A 14148-nucleotide genomic window follows, 5' to 3' on the forward strand; every position below is an offset into this window, starting at 1 on the left:
CCATTTTAATGTTTAACCGATAATTCAAGATCTTTTATAGACCAAACTTTATTTTTTCTTTAATTTTTTCCGGATTGTTTGTTTTTCCATCAATTGCATGGTTCCATTGAAATATTGCCTCACGTTTACGTCCAACTTGCCAATAAGCATCACCCAAATGGTCATTAAGTATTGGATCACTAGGTTGCAATTTAACGGCGGTTTCTAATGTTGTAACAGCTTGGGGATATTGTTTCAGTTTGTAATAGGCCCATCCTAAAGAATCGAGGATATAACTATTTTGAGATTGTAACATAACAGCTTTTTTAAGCATATTTAATGATTCTTCAAGTTTTTGATCACGATTGATAAGGGAGTAAGCTAAATAATTGAGTACTTGCGGTTGATCAGGAACAAGTGTAAGTGCTTTGCGAAAATCAGTTTCAGCTTTTGACCATTGGTTTAAATAATTAAATGCAATACCACGTTGATAAAAAAGTCTCCAATTATCTTGTTGAAGGTCTGTTATTTGCGCGATAGCGTGATCTATGATTTTGATCGCTTTAGGAAAATTATTTATCTGCATATAAATAGCAGCTAGAGCGATAAAAATATGATGGTCATTAGGAAATTTTTTCTCTAATAACGTTAATAATTTAATAGCTTCATCGTAAGCACCATTTTCAGCAAGAGTCAACGCAAGTTGGAATTGTCCATCTCTATAATAAGGGGAGCTAAGTGGTAAAGAACGATAAATTTTAATGGCTTGATTAAAATCATCTAATTTTGTAGAAATTTTTGCTAATTGAAACAGGGCTGCTTCATTTTTAGGATACAGAGCTAACGAGAATTGCTGAAAAATACGTGCGATTCTTTCTGAGCCTTTTTTGTTAAGAGTTGTTCCAAAATTATATAATACTTCACCAATTCCTTGTTGAGGTGTTATAATAGGATTTTCTATATTAGCTCCTTTTTCAACTTTTTTACGGATATTTTCGAGTGTTTTGTGCCCTGATAATATCTTTTCTCCATGTAGGAGAGTTTTTATAGCATCGCTGCGCATATTCTGACGTAATTGGAATGAGGCATAGGCTATAATAATACGTTCATAGGTATAAGGAGCTGTAATAGCTCCTTGTTGATTGTTGAATGCTTGAATAAAGTATTTTTTTGCGTCTTTTGGATTTTTTGCTAAATCATTCATAAGAGCAAGATGATAAAGAGTATACCAAGAGGGCTTTGAGTGTTTTTCAAGTTTAGCGATTGCTTTAATATGATTACCTGATCCGAATTCAGCCCAAGCATTGGTCAGCTCAAATATTGGATTATTATCAGGAGGAAATTTTTGAGTTTGTAGAAGCAGTTGAGCTTCTTTATAATTTTTTTTGATAAGATTTTCTATTGATAATGTTAAGGAAATGAGTGGCGTAATAATACCTTTTTCTTTCAATTTTTTTGCTTGTTGAACAGCTTCTGTGAATGCTCCTACATTTAGCATTGCCTGAAAAATTTCTTTTTGTGTCTCAAGATTATTAGGTTCATAAGTGAGCGCTTGTTTAAAATAGTGGATAGCAAGATTCATCTTGTTTTCATAATTCGCAATTCGTCCTGCTAGATAGGAACCTGTAAATGAACTTGGATTAAGAGTTTTTTCAACTGCACTGTAAGTGGGCAGTGGTATCAGTATGATTCCTATGAGAGTAAAAAAACGCGATACTATTGCCCTGCGCATAAAGTTAATCCTTCTTAAAGATAATCAATTATTTCTATAGTTTCTAAAGTATTTCTGAGTGTTTTACTAAAAATATTATATTGTGATTCTTACAAAGAATTAGTTTACGCGTTCAATACAAAAATCGATAATATCAATTAATGCATTTTTAGCAGGATTGTCCTTTATTGAGGAAAGAGCATCAATGGCACGTTTTCCGTAAATTCGAGCTTGCTCTATTGTATCGGTTAGACCATCGTATTTTTCTATTAATTGTTGCGCATGCTTTAAGGCTTCATCATCGTTATGGTTATTTTCAAGAGCTTGTTTCCAAAATATTTTTTCTATGTCATTTCCGCGTGCGTATGATAAAATAACAGGCATTGTAATTTTACCTTCACGAAAGTCATCCCCAATATTTTTTCCTAGATATTGAGCACTGCTACTGTAATCAAGAACATCGTCAATCAATTGGAAAGCTAACCCTAATGATAGACCATATTGATGTAATGCAGAGCGTTCTTCAGGCCCATAACCAGCAATAATGGGTCCGACTTCAGCTGCTGCTGAGAAAAGAGCAGCTGTTTTTGCATTTATAATTTTGAGATAATCGGAAACATTAGTTTCTATATTTTTTGCAGCAGAAAGTTGCATAACTTCCCCTTCAGCGATGATCGCAGCAGCATTTGATAAGACAGAGAGTGCGTCCAAAGAACCAACGTCTACCATCATTTTAAAAGCTTGTCCTAATAAAAAATCACCGACAAGAATACTTGCTTGATTGCCCCAAATTATTCGTGCTGTAGACTTTCCCCGTCGTAACGCGCTTTCATCAACAACATCGTCGTGTAATAGGGTTGCTGTATGCATAAACTCAACTGCTGTTGCGAGTTTTATATGTTTATCGCCTTGATAACCAAACATATGGGCGGTTGCTAAGGTAATCATTGGACGTATTCGTTTACCGCCCGATGAAATAAGATAATTAGAAATTTCAGGAATCATCGCAACATTCGATTTAGCCATAGAAATAGTCAATTGATTTACACACTCCATATCTTCTTTGGTAAGACTGAAAAGAGGATGGAGGGAGTCTTGTTTTTTTTTATGCTGCAGTTGTGTGGTGGCTCCCAATTTGTTCACTCCTAAAATATTTCAGATAGATATCCTTATAGCATAAAGAGGGATGAGTTTTGACTCAAGCTTTGGTGCTAGTTGGAAATAAAAATTTTGATAATATTGAAAAAATATTTTTTTTTATACTAATCATATCAGTTTAAATAAGATAGTTTAAATAGCAATTTCAAAAATATGAATGAAATAATCAGGATAATGTTAAGCTTTTAGATGAGTAGAGTAAACAATTATAATGATGAAACAATAGATGGTTTTCATCGTGGTAAGTTTTATTTAGTACAACCACGTTTACGAGGGCATCGGTCTGGTATGGATGCTATGTTGCTTGCTGGTTTGGTTCCTAGTGGTTTTAAAGGAAAAGTTGTTGATTTAGGTGCAGGCGCTGGTGCAGCAGGATTAGCGGTTGCTTCACGTTGTGATGAAGCTCATATTACATTGGTTGAACGGTCTTCTTTTATGATATCTTATGCTCAGAAAACACTTATGCTACAACAGAATGAGAAGTTAGCGAGCAGAGTTTGTTTATTAAAAGTAGATATTACCTTAAGAGGTAAAGAACGCTTGAAGGCAGGACTGATGGATAATGCATTTGATTTTGCAATTATGAATCCTCCTTTTAATAGTTCAGAAGATCGTAAAACACCTGATGAGGAAAAATTAGAAGCACATGTTATGTCTGAAGCAATGTTTGAGAATTGGTTTCGGTGTGCGTCAGCAATTGTTAGACCAGGTGGATATTTAGGATTAATTGCACGTCCGCAATCTCTGAATGATATATTATGTGCTTTAAAAGGGCGCTTTGGTAATGTATGTATAGTTCCTGTTCATTCTCACGCTGAGACAGCAGCGATTCGCATTTTATTTTATGCAAAACGTGGGAGCAGAGCTGGCTTGTCTATATTGCCACCATTGGTTATGCATGAGAGTGGTAGCCATATTTTTTTACCGCGGGTTAATGCGATTAATAATGGATATATCAGCTTGTGGGAAAGTTTTTAATACTTGCGTTTTTAAATTTATTTCTTAAATTTAGATAAGAATTATTTTGCTTTTTCGATTTTTATAGGGAGCTTTTATTTTTATGGGTTGTATAAAGAATTTAATATCACGTTGTTTTCGTTCTAATACGGTTCAAATCCCTGTAGTAAGGCTTCAGGGGGCGATTATATCATCAAATTCGTCGATATCACGTACATTGTCATTGGCGAGGTGTGCAAGCCTTTTGGATAAAGCTTTTTCTTATAAAAAAGCACCAGCAGTTGCTTTAGTTATCAATTCTCCTGGTGGTTCTCCCGTGCAATCACGTCTTATTTTTCAGCGTATTCGCGATTTAGCAAATGAAAAAAACAAACAGGTTCTTACATTTGTTGAAGACGTAGCTGCATCAGGTGGTTATATGATTGCTTGTGCTGGAGATGAAATTTTTTCTGATCCTTCCTCTATTGTTGGTTCTATTGGTGTTGTCTCAGCTTCTTTTGGTTTTCCTGAACTTTTGAAGAAAATTGGTGTGGAGCGTCGTGTTTATACAGCAGGAAAAAACAAGGTTACATTAGATCCATTTCAACCAGAAAAGAAAGCAGATGTTGATCATTTGAAATCTTTGCAACTTGAAGTTCATCAAACTTTTATTGATTTGGTCAAGGAAAGACGTATGTCAAAATTATCAGATGATTCAAATATTTTTACAGGAATGTTTTGGAGCGGAAAAAAAGGCGTTGAACTTGGCTTAATTGATGAATTAGGTGATATTCGTTCTGTTATTAAAAAACGGTTTGGTGATAATGCAAAGTTACGCTTAATTTCTCCTCCAAAAAGTCTTTTGTCTTCTAAAGTACCTTTAGGTATTTCTACTGATACCGCTTATACGGCAGTGGATGGTGTTATGATGGCAGCAGAAGAGCGGGCACTTTGGCAACGTTATGGCTTGTAATGCCAATAGCGTTTCATTAAATGCTTAAAAAGTTGATAGTGACTTTAGAAAGTGCTCACAGGAGCAGAAATGAATAGTGGTGAGTTTTATTTTATTTAGTTTGCCATATACCATAGCTTTTTATAGCTTTATGTATTGAAATATCATTAAAATGGGTATCTCAGTATATTTTCATTCGAGAGTTACACTATGCGCAAATGTAAAAAAGGAGTGCACGTGAAAGATTCTTGTATAGGTGAATATTACGTTCAATGACATCAAATATACATATTTCGCTTAAAAAGTGTTCTTATGTATTTACACCTATTAAGTTGAACTTAGCTTTGCATGTTGTGGGTCAGCGTGCTGATGGCTATCATTTATTAGAAAGCTTGGTTTATTTTAGTCTTAGCGGTGATTGTTTAGGTTACGCGCCTTTTGAAAGTGATCGCTTTGTTGTAACAGGACCTTTTGCAAATAGAATTATTGCAGGCACAGAAAATTTGGTTATCCGCGCTCGTGATTTTATGCGTGAGAAATTTCCTAAAAGTGCTAAACCTAGTTTTTTTAGGCTTGTTAAGACATTGCCCGTTGCATCAGGTATTGGAGGTGGATCAGGTGATGCTGCAAGTGTATTACATATGTTACGTCGGCAATGGAAGCTTGATTGTTCTTGTGAAAAGTTAGCAGAAATGAGTTTAGTTCTTGGAGCTGATGTGCCGATGTGTTTATTTGCATTGGAGTATCAACAGCCACTTTTTGTTAAAGGAATTGGCGAGGATATAGTGCCAATAAAAGGAGCTTGTTCTCTTGCAATGGTATTGGTTAATCATGGTCAACACATTGCTACAGAGACTATTTTTAAAGCTTTAGAAAAGTGTAATCATTCCCGTTTAAAAATTCATTCATCTGCTTTTAAGACGGTTTTTTCGTTGGTTGATTCTTTGAAAAAAACGCGTAATGATCTTTTTATTCCTGCATTAAAAATAGCTCCTCAGTTGGCTGAAGTCTTATATGCGTTGGATAAAAGTGGTTCTCTTTTTTCTCGTATGTCTGGTTCAGGTGCGACATGTTTTGGGATTTTTAAAAATCAGCAGGCAGCGCAAAAAGCAGCTTTTCTTATTAAATCGATGTATCCCGATTGGTTTGTGAAACCTATCATAACTCTAGGTACGCGATAACAGTAATCAGAAAAAGAATTTTGGTCTTTTGTATTGGGTATATAAAGGAATATTTTTAGCTGAGTGCTCATTGAGCTAGATGCTTATGGACTTTAGTTTGATAGATTTAATTTATGGCAGGAGTTTTTTTAAGTCTAACAAAGATAGTGGCTTATTATTTAAGTAGTGAAATATTAGAAAAGAAAAATGATAACGAAATAGAACTATCAATAAAGGAAAAAACTCTTTAGTGAAATGATCATAATTTCTGATAGCGTTACACTTATGTCTCATTATGTGAAATAGTTTTATTTCTTTCACTTATCTTAATACGATTAAATGTAAGATCATCACTTTTGTAAGTGTAGTTTAAAATAGTACCTACTTACTATGGTTTAAATGCAAGTATTTGGATGTATCCAAAATCATTAATCACGTTATCATATCATATAGTTTGTTATTAGCTGAAATTATGATAAAGCTAATCAATTTATATTGTATCTTATAAATCTGTTCTGCATGATGTGTTGATATCTGACATTATAAGCTTTGCTAAAACTAAGGAAGATTATTTCGAGTATATGATGTTAGAAGATTGCGAGTATATTGCTGCAATATATACATTGGAGAATTTTTATTTATGGGATTTGGTTCCAATGATAAAAGTAATTTAAGTGGTTATGTCCAGTTATTTTCTAATATATTGCTTCAGAGTAGTTTAGTATCAACATAAATTGAAAAAGTTTGGTTTTGTTGAACAAATTTTAAAATGGAGTATGTTATCAATTTTAATCGGTTTATCTGAAGCAGTTTTTGTGAGTTTAAGATAAAGTATTGTATTTACCATTATAATAATTCGTTAGTAATTATTTTGTGCAAATTTAGTGAACAGTTATCCATTATCTTTATTTATATTTTTCTCACTTACAATTTGCCAGATGATAAGTTTATAGGAAATGACTTATTATTTAAGGGATAATTTTTATATTAAGCAACAGCTTTTTGTGCATAATATATGATATCTAAGATATAGCTTTTAAAAATTGGTGTGGGATATGAAATTATTTTAGCTAAAATAGAATTTTTATAAAAATCTCAGAGAAGTTAATATTGGGGAGGTACTATTATGATGTCAGGAATAAAAGCTATAATTTCTGGTATTTCTGGTATTTTTTTAGAAGATTATGAAAAAGAATTTATTATTGAACATAAGCCTTGGGCTTTTATTTTATTTGCGCGAAATATAGGAACAGCAGATGAGTTGAAAGGACTTACTACTTCTTTACGAGAGATAAGTAAACGCGATGATGTTTTTATTTTTATTGATCAAGAAGGTGGAAGAGTACAGCGTTTACGTCCGCCTTTGGCACCGGATTATCCAGTAGCTAAAACTTTAGGAGAAATTTATAGAAAAGATCAAGATAAAGGACTTCGTGCTGCGTGGATTATGTCACGGCTTCATGCTTTTGATTTGATGAAATATGGTATTAACGCGAATTGCCTCCCTGTTTTAGATGTGCCGGTGGTAGGAGCTCATGATGTAATTGGAACGCGCGCTTATTCTCAAGATCCACAAGTTGTTGCTGCGTTAGGGGGTGCTGCTGCTCAAGGGCTTTTGGATGGTGGCGTTTTACCAGTGATAAAACATATACCTGGGCATGGGCGAGCATTTTCTGATACGCATTTGGAATTAGCATACGTAGATATGCCACTTGATATTTTGGAGCAGAGTGATTTTATTCCATTTAAAAATTTAGCTGATTTACCAGCTGCAATGACTGCTCATATTGTTTATAAAGCGATTGATGATAAGTTACCAGCGACGTTATCTAAAAAAGTTATTGAAAATGTTATCCGTCAAAAAATAGGTTTTGATGGACTTTTAATGTCGGATGATTTGTCAATGAAAGCTCTTTCAGATAGTTCATTATCAGAAAATCTTTCAGATCTAACAAGTAAAATTTTTGCAGCAGGGTGTGATATCGTTCTTCATTGTCATGGTCAACTACAGGAGATGCATACTGTTGCTGATGCTGCTCCATTTTTGGAAGGAAAAGCATTGGAGCGTGTATGTAGTATTCGCTCTAAGGTTACAACACCAGATCATTCGAATGAAAGTGCTTTAAGAGAGGAATTTTCAAGTCTTTTAGCCCTTGTTTAAATGAAAAAGGTAATTTTAATATTTTTATCTATGATAATATGATGTGCAGAATTGAAAATGTTCTTTTAAAGTGGTCGTTTTATTGCCTTTAATTTATGCAGAGAATATAATATTAATTAGAACATAAGGCTATAATAATATTTATTGATGTACGTCTTTCTTCAAAAAAATGAGTATGAACCAATTTAGGGGTATAGATGAAGCTATGGGTAATATTTTTTCGCCAACACATTTAATTGTAATTTTGTTGATTATCCTTATACTTTTTGGCCGTGGTAAGGTTTCTGAATTAATGGGTGACGTTGCTAAGGGTATAAAAGCTTTTAAAAGTAATATGAAGGAAGAGGAGGGAAGTCCTGAAAGCGAGTTTGAAGTAGCTGATTACTCTAAAACAATAGATGCTGCTCAGTATTCTCAGCCGTTATCAGAAGAGCATGTGGTAGGTTTAAAAAACAGTACCTCTTCAAATAAGGCGAGAAAAGATTCTGCTAAGAAAGAGTAATGTGCAGGGTGATTAAAGACGAAATCATAATTTAGCAATAGTCTTTTAAATGGGGAAGTTGAGTATAAGCGATGTTTGGCATTGATGGATCAGAGTTTCTTGTTATCTTGCTTATTTTCATCATCTTGGTTGGACCAAAGGACTTGCCTAAAATGCTGAGAGTTATAGCAAGAGCGATTGCATATATGCGTTCAACAGCTAATGAATTTCGTCATCATTTTGATGATGCGATAAAACAAGCTGAGTTAGATGATTTGAAAAAGATATTGCCGAATACTAGTGATCTTAATTCTAAAAAAGAATTTAAAAAATCTTGTGACTCAAGATATAATAAAAAAGGAGATATTTCAGGTAATTTTAATGTTGATACTGCACTCCATAAATCAGAAAAAGATATAGAAATCTTTGAATTTGGTACAAATGAAGTCAATGAAGATTTAACTGTGTCTACTTCTCATAGCCATAAAATTATCTATGCAGATTTTAAAGATAAAGATAAGGAAAATATATCGTGACTTCTAAAAAAGATGAAGTTGATGTCAAAGTCACTCTTTTAGAGCATTTGATTGAGCTTCGTCAGAGAATTATTGCAGCTCTGATTGTATTTTTTATAGCTTTTACTTTGTGTTTTCTTATCAAAGATTATATTTTGAATTTTTTGATATGGCCCTATCAGTGGGCGATGAAGATATCAGGTAGTTATCCTGGAAATATTCGTCTTCAATCAACACAAGTGTGGGAGACTTTTTTAACGAAGATGAAACTTGCTGCGTTTGGTGCAGTTATTTTATCATTTCCTTATATGGCTTTTCAGCTTTATAGTTTTATAGCTCCAGGACTTTATAAAAATGAGCGTCGAGCTTTTTTACCATTTCTTATTAGCGCACCAATTTTATTTATTGTAGGAGGAACATTTGTTTATGGTCTCTTAGCTCCGTTAATGCTGTGGTTTAGTCTTTCTCAGCAGGCTTTACCGGATTTGCGTTTAAGGATAGAGTTTATAGCTCGTATCTCAGATTATTTAAATTTTATGATATCTTTTATTTTAATTTTTGGTTTAATTTTTCAATTGCCTCTTATCATAACTCTTTTAACGAGAGTCGGATTATTGACAAGCCACATGTTAACATCAAAACGAAAGTGGGCTATTTTAATTTCTTTTATAGTTGCTGCTATGGTGACACCATCAGATTTTTTTACTATGTTTGCAGTAGCTTTACCGACTGTACTTCTTTATGAGATCTCAATTTTTATTGCACGCTGGATAGAAAAAAACAAGAAATCTTCGTAGTGAAGTTATTTTGTACAGTAAGAAATGAATAAAAATGATGCAAAAAAGGGATTTAAATGCTTGATATTAAATGGATTCGTGATCATCCTGAAGAATTGGATAGAGCGCTTGCAAAGAGAGGTCTTGAACCTCAAGCTGAAAATTTGCAGAAATTTGATCGTGAGCGTCGCTTGCATGTTTCTAAAGTACAACAGGCCAAAGAGTTGCGCAATTCAGCTTCAGAAAAGATAAGGCAAGCTTTAGCTGTTGGTGATAAAGAAACTGCTAATCGTGTTAAGGCTGAGGTTGAAGAAATAAAAGTTTTTCTTTCTTCTGCGGTTTTAGAAGAAAAGCGGTTAACAGATAGATTAGAAGAAGCTCTTTCAGCAATACCTAATATTCCATTAGATGATGTTCCAGAAGGAAAAGACGAAAACGATAACGTTGTAATGCGCTATTTTGGTATACCACAAACGTTTGATTTTCTACCAAAGGAGCATTTTGATCTTGGTCAAAATCTTAAACAAATGGATTTTGAACGAGCTAGTCGATTATCAGGTTCACGTTTTACAGTTCTTTCAGGTTCATTAGCACGTTTAGAACGTGCTTTAGGCCAATTTATGCTGGACATGCATGTGGACGAACACGGTTATCAAGAGATTTCAGTTCCTCTTCTTGTTCGTGATGAGATTGTTTACGGAGCAGCCCAATTGCCTAAATTTTCTGAAGATCTTTTTCGAACAATAGATGGCCGATGGCTTATTTCTACAGCAGAAGTACCCTTAGTCAATTTAGTTAACAGTGAAATTCTTGATATTACAGAGTTACCTTTGCGATTTACATCTCTTACTCCTTGTTTTCGTTCAGAGGCAGGAGCTGCAGGGCGTGATACACGTGGTATGTTACGTCAACATCAGTTTAGAAAAGTAGAATTGGTATCGATTACCACAGAGGAACAATCCTTAGAGGAATTAGAACGTATGACGGAATGTGCAGAAAATGTTTTGAAGCGTCTTGGTTTGCCTTTTCGTACTGTAGTTCTTTCTACTGGTGATATGGGTTTTGCAGCACGTAAGACCTATGATATTGAAGTATGGCTTCCAGGGCAAGAATGTTATCGTGAAATTTCAAGTTGTTCGATTTGCGGTGATTTTCAAGGACGGCGTATGAATGCTAGATATCGTTTAGAAGGTGAAAAAACATTGCGCTTTGTACATAGTTTAAACGGCTCTGGGACAGCTATTGGTCGTTGTCTTATAGCTATTCTTGAAAATTACCAACAAGCCGATGGTTCAATTATTATTCCGGATGTTTTACGACCTTATATGCGAGATATGAATTATATTACAGTTTAATTTTACAAAAAGAAATAAGGTACACATTTGCTATTTATAAATAATACCTAATTTAACTAATAATTCATCATCTTTATCATCCATCAGCACTTTAAATAGGATCATATTCTCTTATTTTAAATTTTTTTATTTTATATCAAGAGAAACTATCTATTTACGTATCAAAAAAGATCATTGAAGTACAAATGAAATCCCTTTATCATGTTTATAATATCTTTACATATTATTCATATCCAAGAGCTTTTTGAATTATAAAAAACTTTCCACTAAGTCTAAAGTAAGATTATATTTTTTATAATGCTCTCTTTCTATAAAGATCAAAAGAAGGGACTACTTTTAAATAGCTACAGCTAACGATTTTTTCTTCTGCGAAGATATTATATCTTTAATTTCTTGTTGACATATTTTTGCTTCTTTAACAAGATTTATAATTTTCTGTGCTTGAACTTCTGACATCTTAATACTGTTAGCAAGTGTCTGATAATCATTTTCTTGAATTGCCGTACGTTCGTATGTTGAAAGACGAGAATTAACTTGATTTAAAAAAACAGAAAGTTTCTCGTTAATTTGAGAAGTATTTTTTTCTCTTAAAATATTTTTTCGCATATCACTTGGTAGATTTAAAAGATGCTGTATTTCATTACTAAGCATTACTACAGAACTAAGCATTACTACAGATTTGTGGATCTGTTCTTGCTCTTTTTCATAGTTTTTAAGAATTTGTTTCTGATGCATTTCTACAGTTTTTGCATATTTTTTAATTGCTTTACAGAGCTCTGGGACATTATTTTCAGCCCTTATACGCCGCAAACTTTTAAAACCAAATATTTTAAAACCTGCAAGTTTGGAAAAGGATTTAGGAGAGTTTTTGAGTTTTTGTCTATATGTTTCTCCTAATTGTGGATTCTTAATGATTTGTGTTAGATAGTTGTTCAATAATTCTCGGTTTCCAAATACGAGTTCTGAAAGATTTTGCACTTTTTCCGCATACTCTTGAACAACAGAATCAATTTTAATTTTATTAATAACTTCATTCTGGGTTAAAGGAGCTAATGCTTTTACCAGAATAAGAAAACGCTTAGAATTCTGTGTTTGAGCTTCACTTGAATTATAATTCTCGTAGATATTTTCCTCTTCGCTTTTTAGGTTCTGTGTTTGAGCATTCGGATTTTCATAAATACCAGTAGTGTTATAGGTATCCGAGTACTCTCCTTCGTTTCTCAGCCTCTGTGTTTGAGCTTCACTTGAATTATAATTTTCGTAGATATCTTCTTCTTCGCTTTTTAGGTTCTGTGTTTGAGCATCCGGATTTTCATAAATACCAGTAGTGTTATAGGTATTCGAGTACTCTCCTTCGTTTCTCAGCCTCTGTGTTTGAGCTTCACTTGAATTATAATTTTCGTAGATATCTTCTTCTTCGCTTTTTAGGTTCTGTGTTTGAGCATCCGGATTTTCATAAATACCAGTAGTGTTATAGGTATTCGAGTACTCTCCTTCGTTTCTCAGCCTCTGTGTTTGAGCTTCACTTGAATTATAATTTTCGTAGATATCTTCTTCTTCGCTTTTTAGGTTCTGTGTTTGAGCATCCGGATTTTCATAAATACCAGTAGTGTCATAGATATCCTCATTTTTCGTTGCTCTTTTCTTCAATACCCGCGTGTAAAATCTATTTGGATTATAATTTGCGTAGATACCTTCTTGCTTGCTTCCCAGCTCTTGTGTTTGAGCTTCATTTAGATCATACGTGATTTTTTGGAAAAGGTTAATTTCTTCCAGTACTTTTTTGGCTTTTGTAACAACATCTATCAATTTCAGCGCTTGATCGTCTGATATACCTATACTTTCAGCAAGAGGCTGACTCTGATTTTCTTCAAGCATCTGGAGCTCATTTTCTGAAAGACGCATCTCAACTGAATTTAAAAACAACCCCACCTCTTTACCAAGTTGAAAAGTATCTTGATTTTTGAAAACATTACACAGTTCATCATGTGATAAAGCAATAAGATATTGTACATTATCATTAGGCATTAAAATTTTTCGTGTGCAACGCGCTTGTTCCAAGTTATTACGGTAAATAACTGCATCTTTGACATTTTTTATAGTATCCCCGTACTTGTGAATTGCTAAACTAAGCTGCAAAACATGTCGTTCAGCCTTTATACGTCGCAAACTTTTAAAACCATATATTTTAAAACCTGCAAGTTTAAGGAAGGATTCAGGAGAGTTTCTAAATATATCCGCCAACTCTGATGCAGAATTTGGATTATCATTTATCCGTTGTATTAAGGAAGGTAATGTTGTCCAGTTTTTAGATACAATTAGTGACAAACTTATAATTTCTTTTTGTATGTCTTCAATCAAAGGATCACGTAAAGCCCGTTTAATAATTTCATCATCCGTCAGAGAAGGTACTTCTTTTGATGGGACAAGAACATAATTAGGCATTTTTTTCTTTTCTCCAAAATTCATATAAATTGATGCATTAGCTTCAGATGACTCAATAACAATTGTTTTATTTGATATTATCTAAATAGTTTCAATGAAATAATGTTTTTGTTACATGCTTCTAATTTTTTATTATATTTTTAAATTACTATGGCTGTTACTCTCTAATAATGAGATTTGAAAAACTTGATTAAGTTAATTTCTTTTCAACATACTCGTGTCCTCTAATGATATTTATATCTTGCGTGCTTTAATTTCTGATACCTTAAATATTGCTAACGAATGTCTGATAATCATTCTGCTTAATTATATTACTGAAAAACCTTTAATTTCATTTCTCTTTATGTTGAAAAAAATATTTATATTTTTTTATTCTCTTTAAGTCATTTATGAAATATTTGTAACTACCATCTGATAATTCAGCTTATTTTGCATTTATACACTATTTATACTCAATAAAGCACATAATAACTTACACACAAAAAATCTCATTACTACATTTATCTTAAGGAAATACGC

Annotated in this window: 11 protein-coding genes; 8 read left to right on the forward strand and 3 right to left on the reverse strand. The window is 33.3% G+C overall.

The genetic code is table 11. The annotated features are described in order from the left end of the window. Positions 1-34 precede the first annotated feature (34 nt). The gene (locus BA1379B_RS01100; RefSeq protein ID WP_078692302.1) at positions 35-1711 is read right to left on the reverse strand and encodes a tetratricopeptide repeat protein; all 1677 of its coding nucleotides are present in this window, start codon (positions 1709-1711) and stop codon (positions 35-37) included. Between the two features lie 99 nt (positions 1712-1810). Next, the gene (locus BA1379B_RS01105; protein WP_078673607.1) at positions 1811-2824 is read right to left on the reverse strand and encodes a polyprenyl synthetase family protein; all 1014 of its coding nucleotides are present in this window, start codon (positions 2822-2824) and stop codon (positions 1811-1813) included. A gap of 213 nt (positions 2825-3037) precedes the next feature. Here BA1379B_RS01105 and BA1379B_RS01110 point away from each other — a divergent pair, with 213 nt between their 5' ends. The 8 genes from BA1379B_RS01110 (at position 3038) to serS (ending at position 11184) form a co-directional block, all read left to right on the forward strand. After that, complete coding sequence (locus BA1379B_RS01110) at positions 3038-3826, forward strand: tRNA1(Val) (adenine(37)-N6)-methyltransferase (RefSeq protein ID WP_078673608.1); 789 nt, start codon at positions 3038-3040, stop codon at positions 3824-3826. Positions 3827-3908: 82 nt separating this feature from the next. Beyond that, a complete protein-coding gene (locus tag BA1379B_RS01115; RefSeq protein WP_078673609.1) occupies positions 3909-4757 on the forward strand; it encodes a S49 family peptidase in 849 nt (282 codons plus the stop codon). Positions 4758-5008: 251 nt separating this feature from the next. Then, positions 5009-5917 carry a 4-(cytidine 5'-diphospho)-2-C-methyl-D-erythritol kinase gene (locus BA1379B_RS01120; protein WP_035006237.1) on the forward strand — a complete coding sequence of 303 codons (909 nt, stop codon included), beginning with the start codon at positions 5009-5011 and terminating at the stop codon, positions 5915-5917. 1108 nt (positions 5918-7025) lie between these two features. After that, complete coding sequence (nagZ, locus tag BA1379B_RS01125) at positions 7026-8057, forward strand: beta-N-acetylhexosaminidase (protein ID WP_035006704.1); 1032 nt, start codon at positions 7026-7028, stop codon at positions 8055-8057. A gap of 205 nt (positions 8058-8262) precedes the next feature. Beyond that, on the forward strand, positions 8263-8559 hold the full coding sequence (gene tatA, locus BA1379B_RS01130) for a twin-arginine translocase TatA/TatE family subunit (RefSeq protein WP_035006701.1): 297 nt from the start codon (positions 8263-8265) through the stop codon (positions 8557-8559). Between the two features lie 71 nt (positions 8560-8630). Beyond that, positions 8631-9074 (forward strand): Sec-independent protein translocase protein TatB, encoded by a 444-nt coding sequence (tatB, locus tag BA1379B_RS01135; protein WP_035006236.1) that lies wholly within the window; start codon positions 8631-8633, stop codon positions 9072-9074. Beyond that, entirely contained in the window at positions 9071-9850 is a 780-nt protein-coding gene (tatC, locus tag BA1379B_RS01140; RefSeq protein WP_035006235.1) for a twin-arginine translocase subunit TatC, read from the forward strand. The genes tatB and tatC overlap by 4 nt, the downstream gene beginning before the upstream one ends. A 56-nt stretch (positions 9851-9906) precedes the next feature. Further along, positions 9907-11184 (forward strand): serine--tRNA ligase, encoded by a 1278-nt coding sequence (gene serS, locus BA1379B_RS01145; protein WP_078673610.1) that lies wholly within the window; start codon positions 9907-9909, stop codon positions 11182-11184. A gap of 336 nt (positions 11185-11520) precedes the next feature. Here the strand turns inward: serS and BA1379B_RS01150 are convergent, their stop codons facing one another. Beyond that, positions 11521-13629, reverse strand: a complete 2109-nt coding sequence (locus BA1379B_RS01150; protein ID WP_194284896.1) for a BID domain-containing T4SS effector — start codon at positions 13627-13629, stop codon at positions 11521-11523. Between the last annotated feature and the right edge of the window lie 519 nt (positions 13630-14148).

The organism is Bartonella sp. A1379B, assembly GCF_002022485.1.
In the GTDB taxonomy this organism is placed as follows: Bacteria; Pseudomonadota; Alphaproteobacteria; order Rhizobiales; family Rhizobiaceae; genus Bartonella; species Bartonella rochalimae.

Bases quoted from the DNA above. Each gene is read 5' to 3' on its own strand.
- BA1379B_RS01100 (WP_078692302.1), bottom strand. From the start codon at position 1,711: ATGCGCAGGGCAATAGTATCGCGTTTTTTTACTCTCATAGGAATCATA.
- BA1379B_RS01110 (WP_078673608.1), top strand. From the start codon at position 3,038: ATGAGTAGAGTAAACAATTATAATGATGAAACAATAGATGGTTTTCAT.
- BA1379B_RS01115 (WP_078673609.1), top strand. From the start codon at position 3,909: ATGGGTTGTATAAAGAATTTAATATCACGTTGTTTTCGTTCTAATACG.
- BA1379B_RS01120 (WP_035006237.1), top strand. From the start codon at position 5,009: ATGACATCAAATATACATATTTCGCTTAAAAAGTGTTCTTATGTATTT.
- nagZ (WP_035006704.1), top strand. From the start codon at position 7,026: ATGTCAGGAATAAAAGCTATAATTTCTGGTATTTCTGGTATTTTTTTA.
- tatA (WP_035006701.1), top strand. From the start codon at position 8,263: ATGGGTAATATTTTTTCGCCAACACATTTAATTGTAATTTTGTTGATT.
- tatB (WP_035006236.1), top strand. From the start codon at position 8,631: ATGTTTGGCATTGATGGATCAGAGTTTCTTGTTATCTTGCTTATTTTC.
- serS (WP_078673610.1), top strand. From the start codon at position 9,907: ATGCTTGATATTAAATGGATTCGTGATCATCCTGAAGAATTGGATAGA.
- BA1379B_RS01150 (WP_194284896.1), bottom strand. From the start codon at position 13,629: ATGCCTAATTATGTTCTTGTCCCATCAAAAGAAGTACCTTCTCTGACG.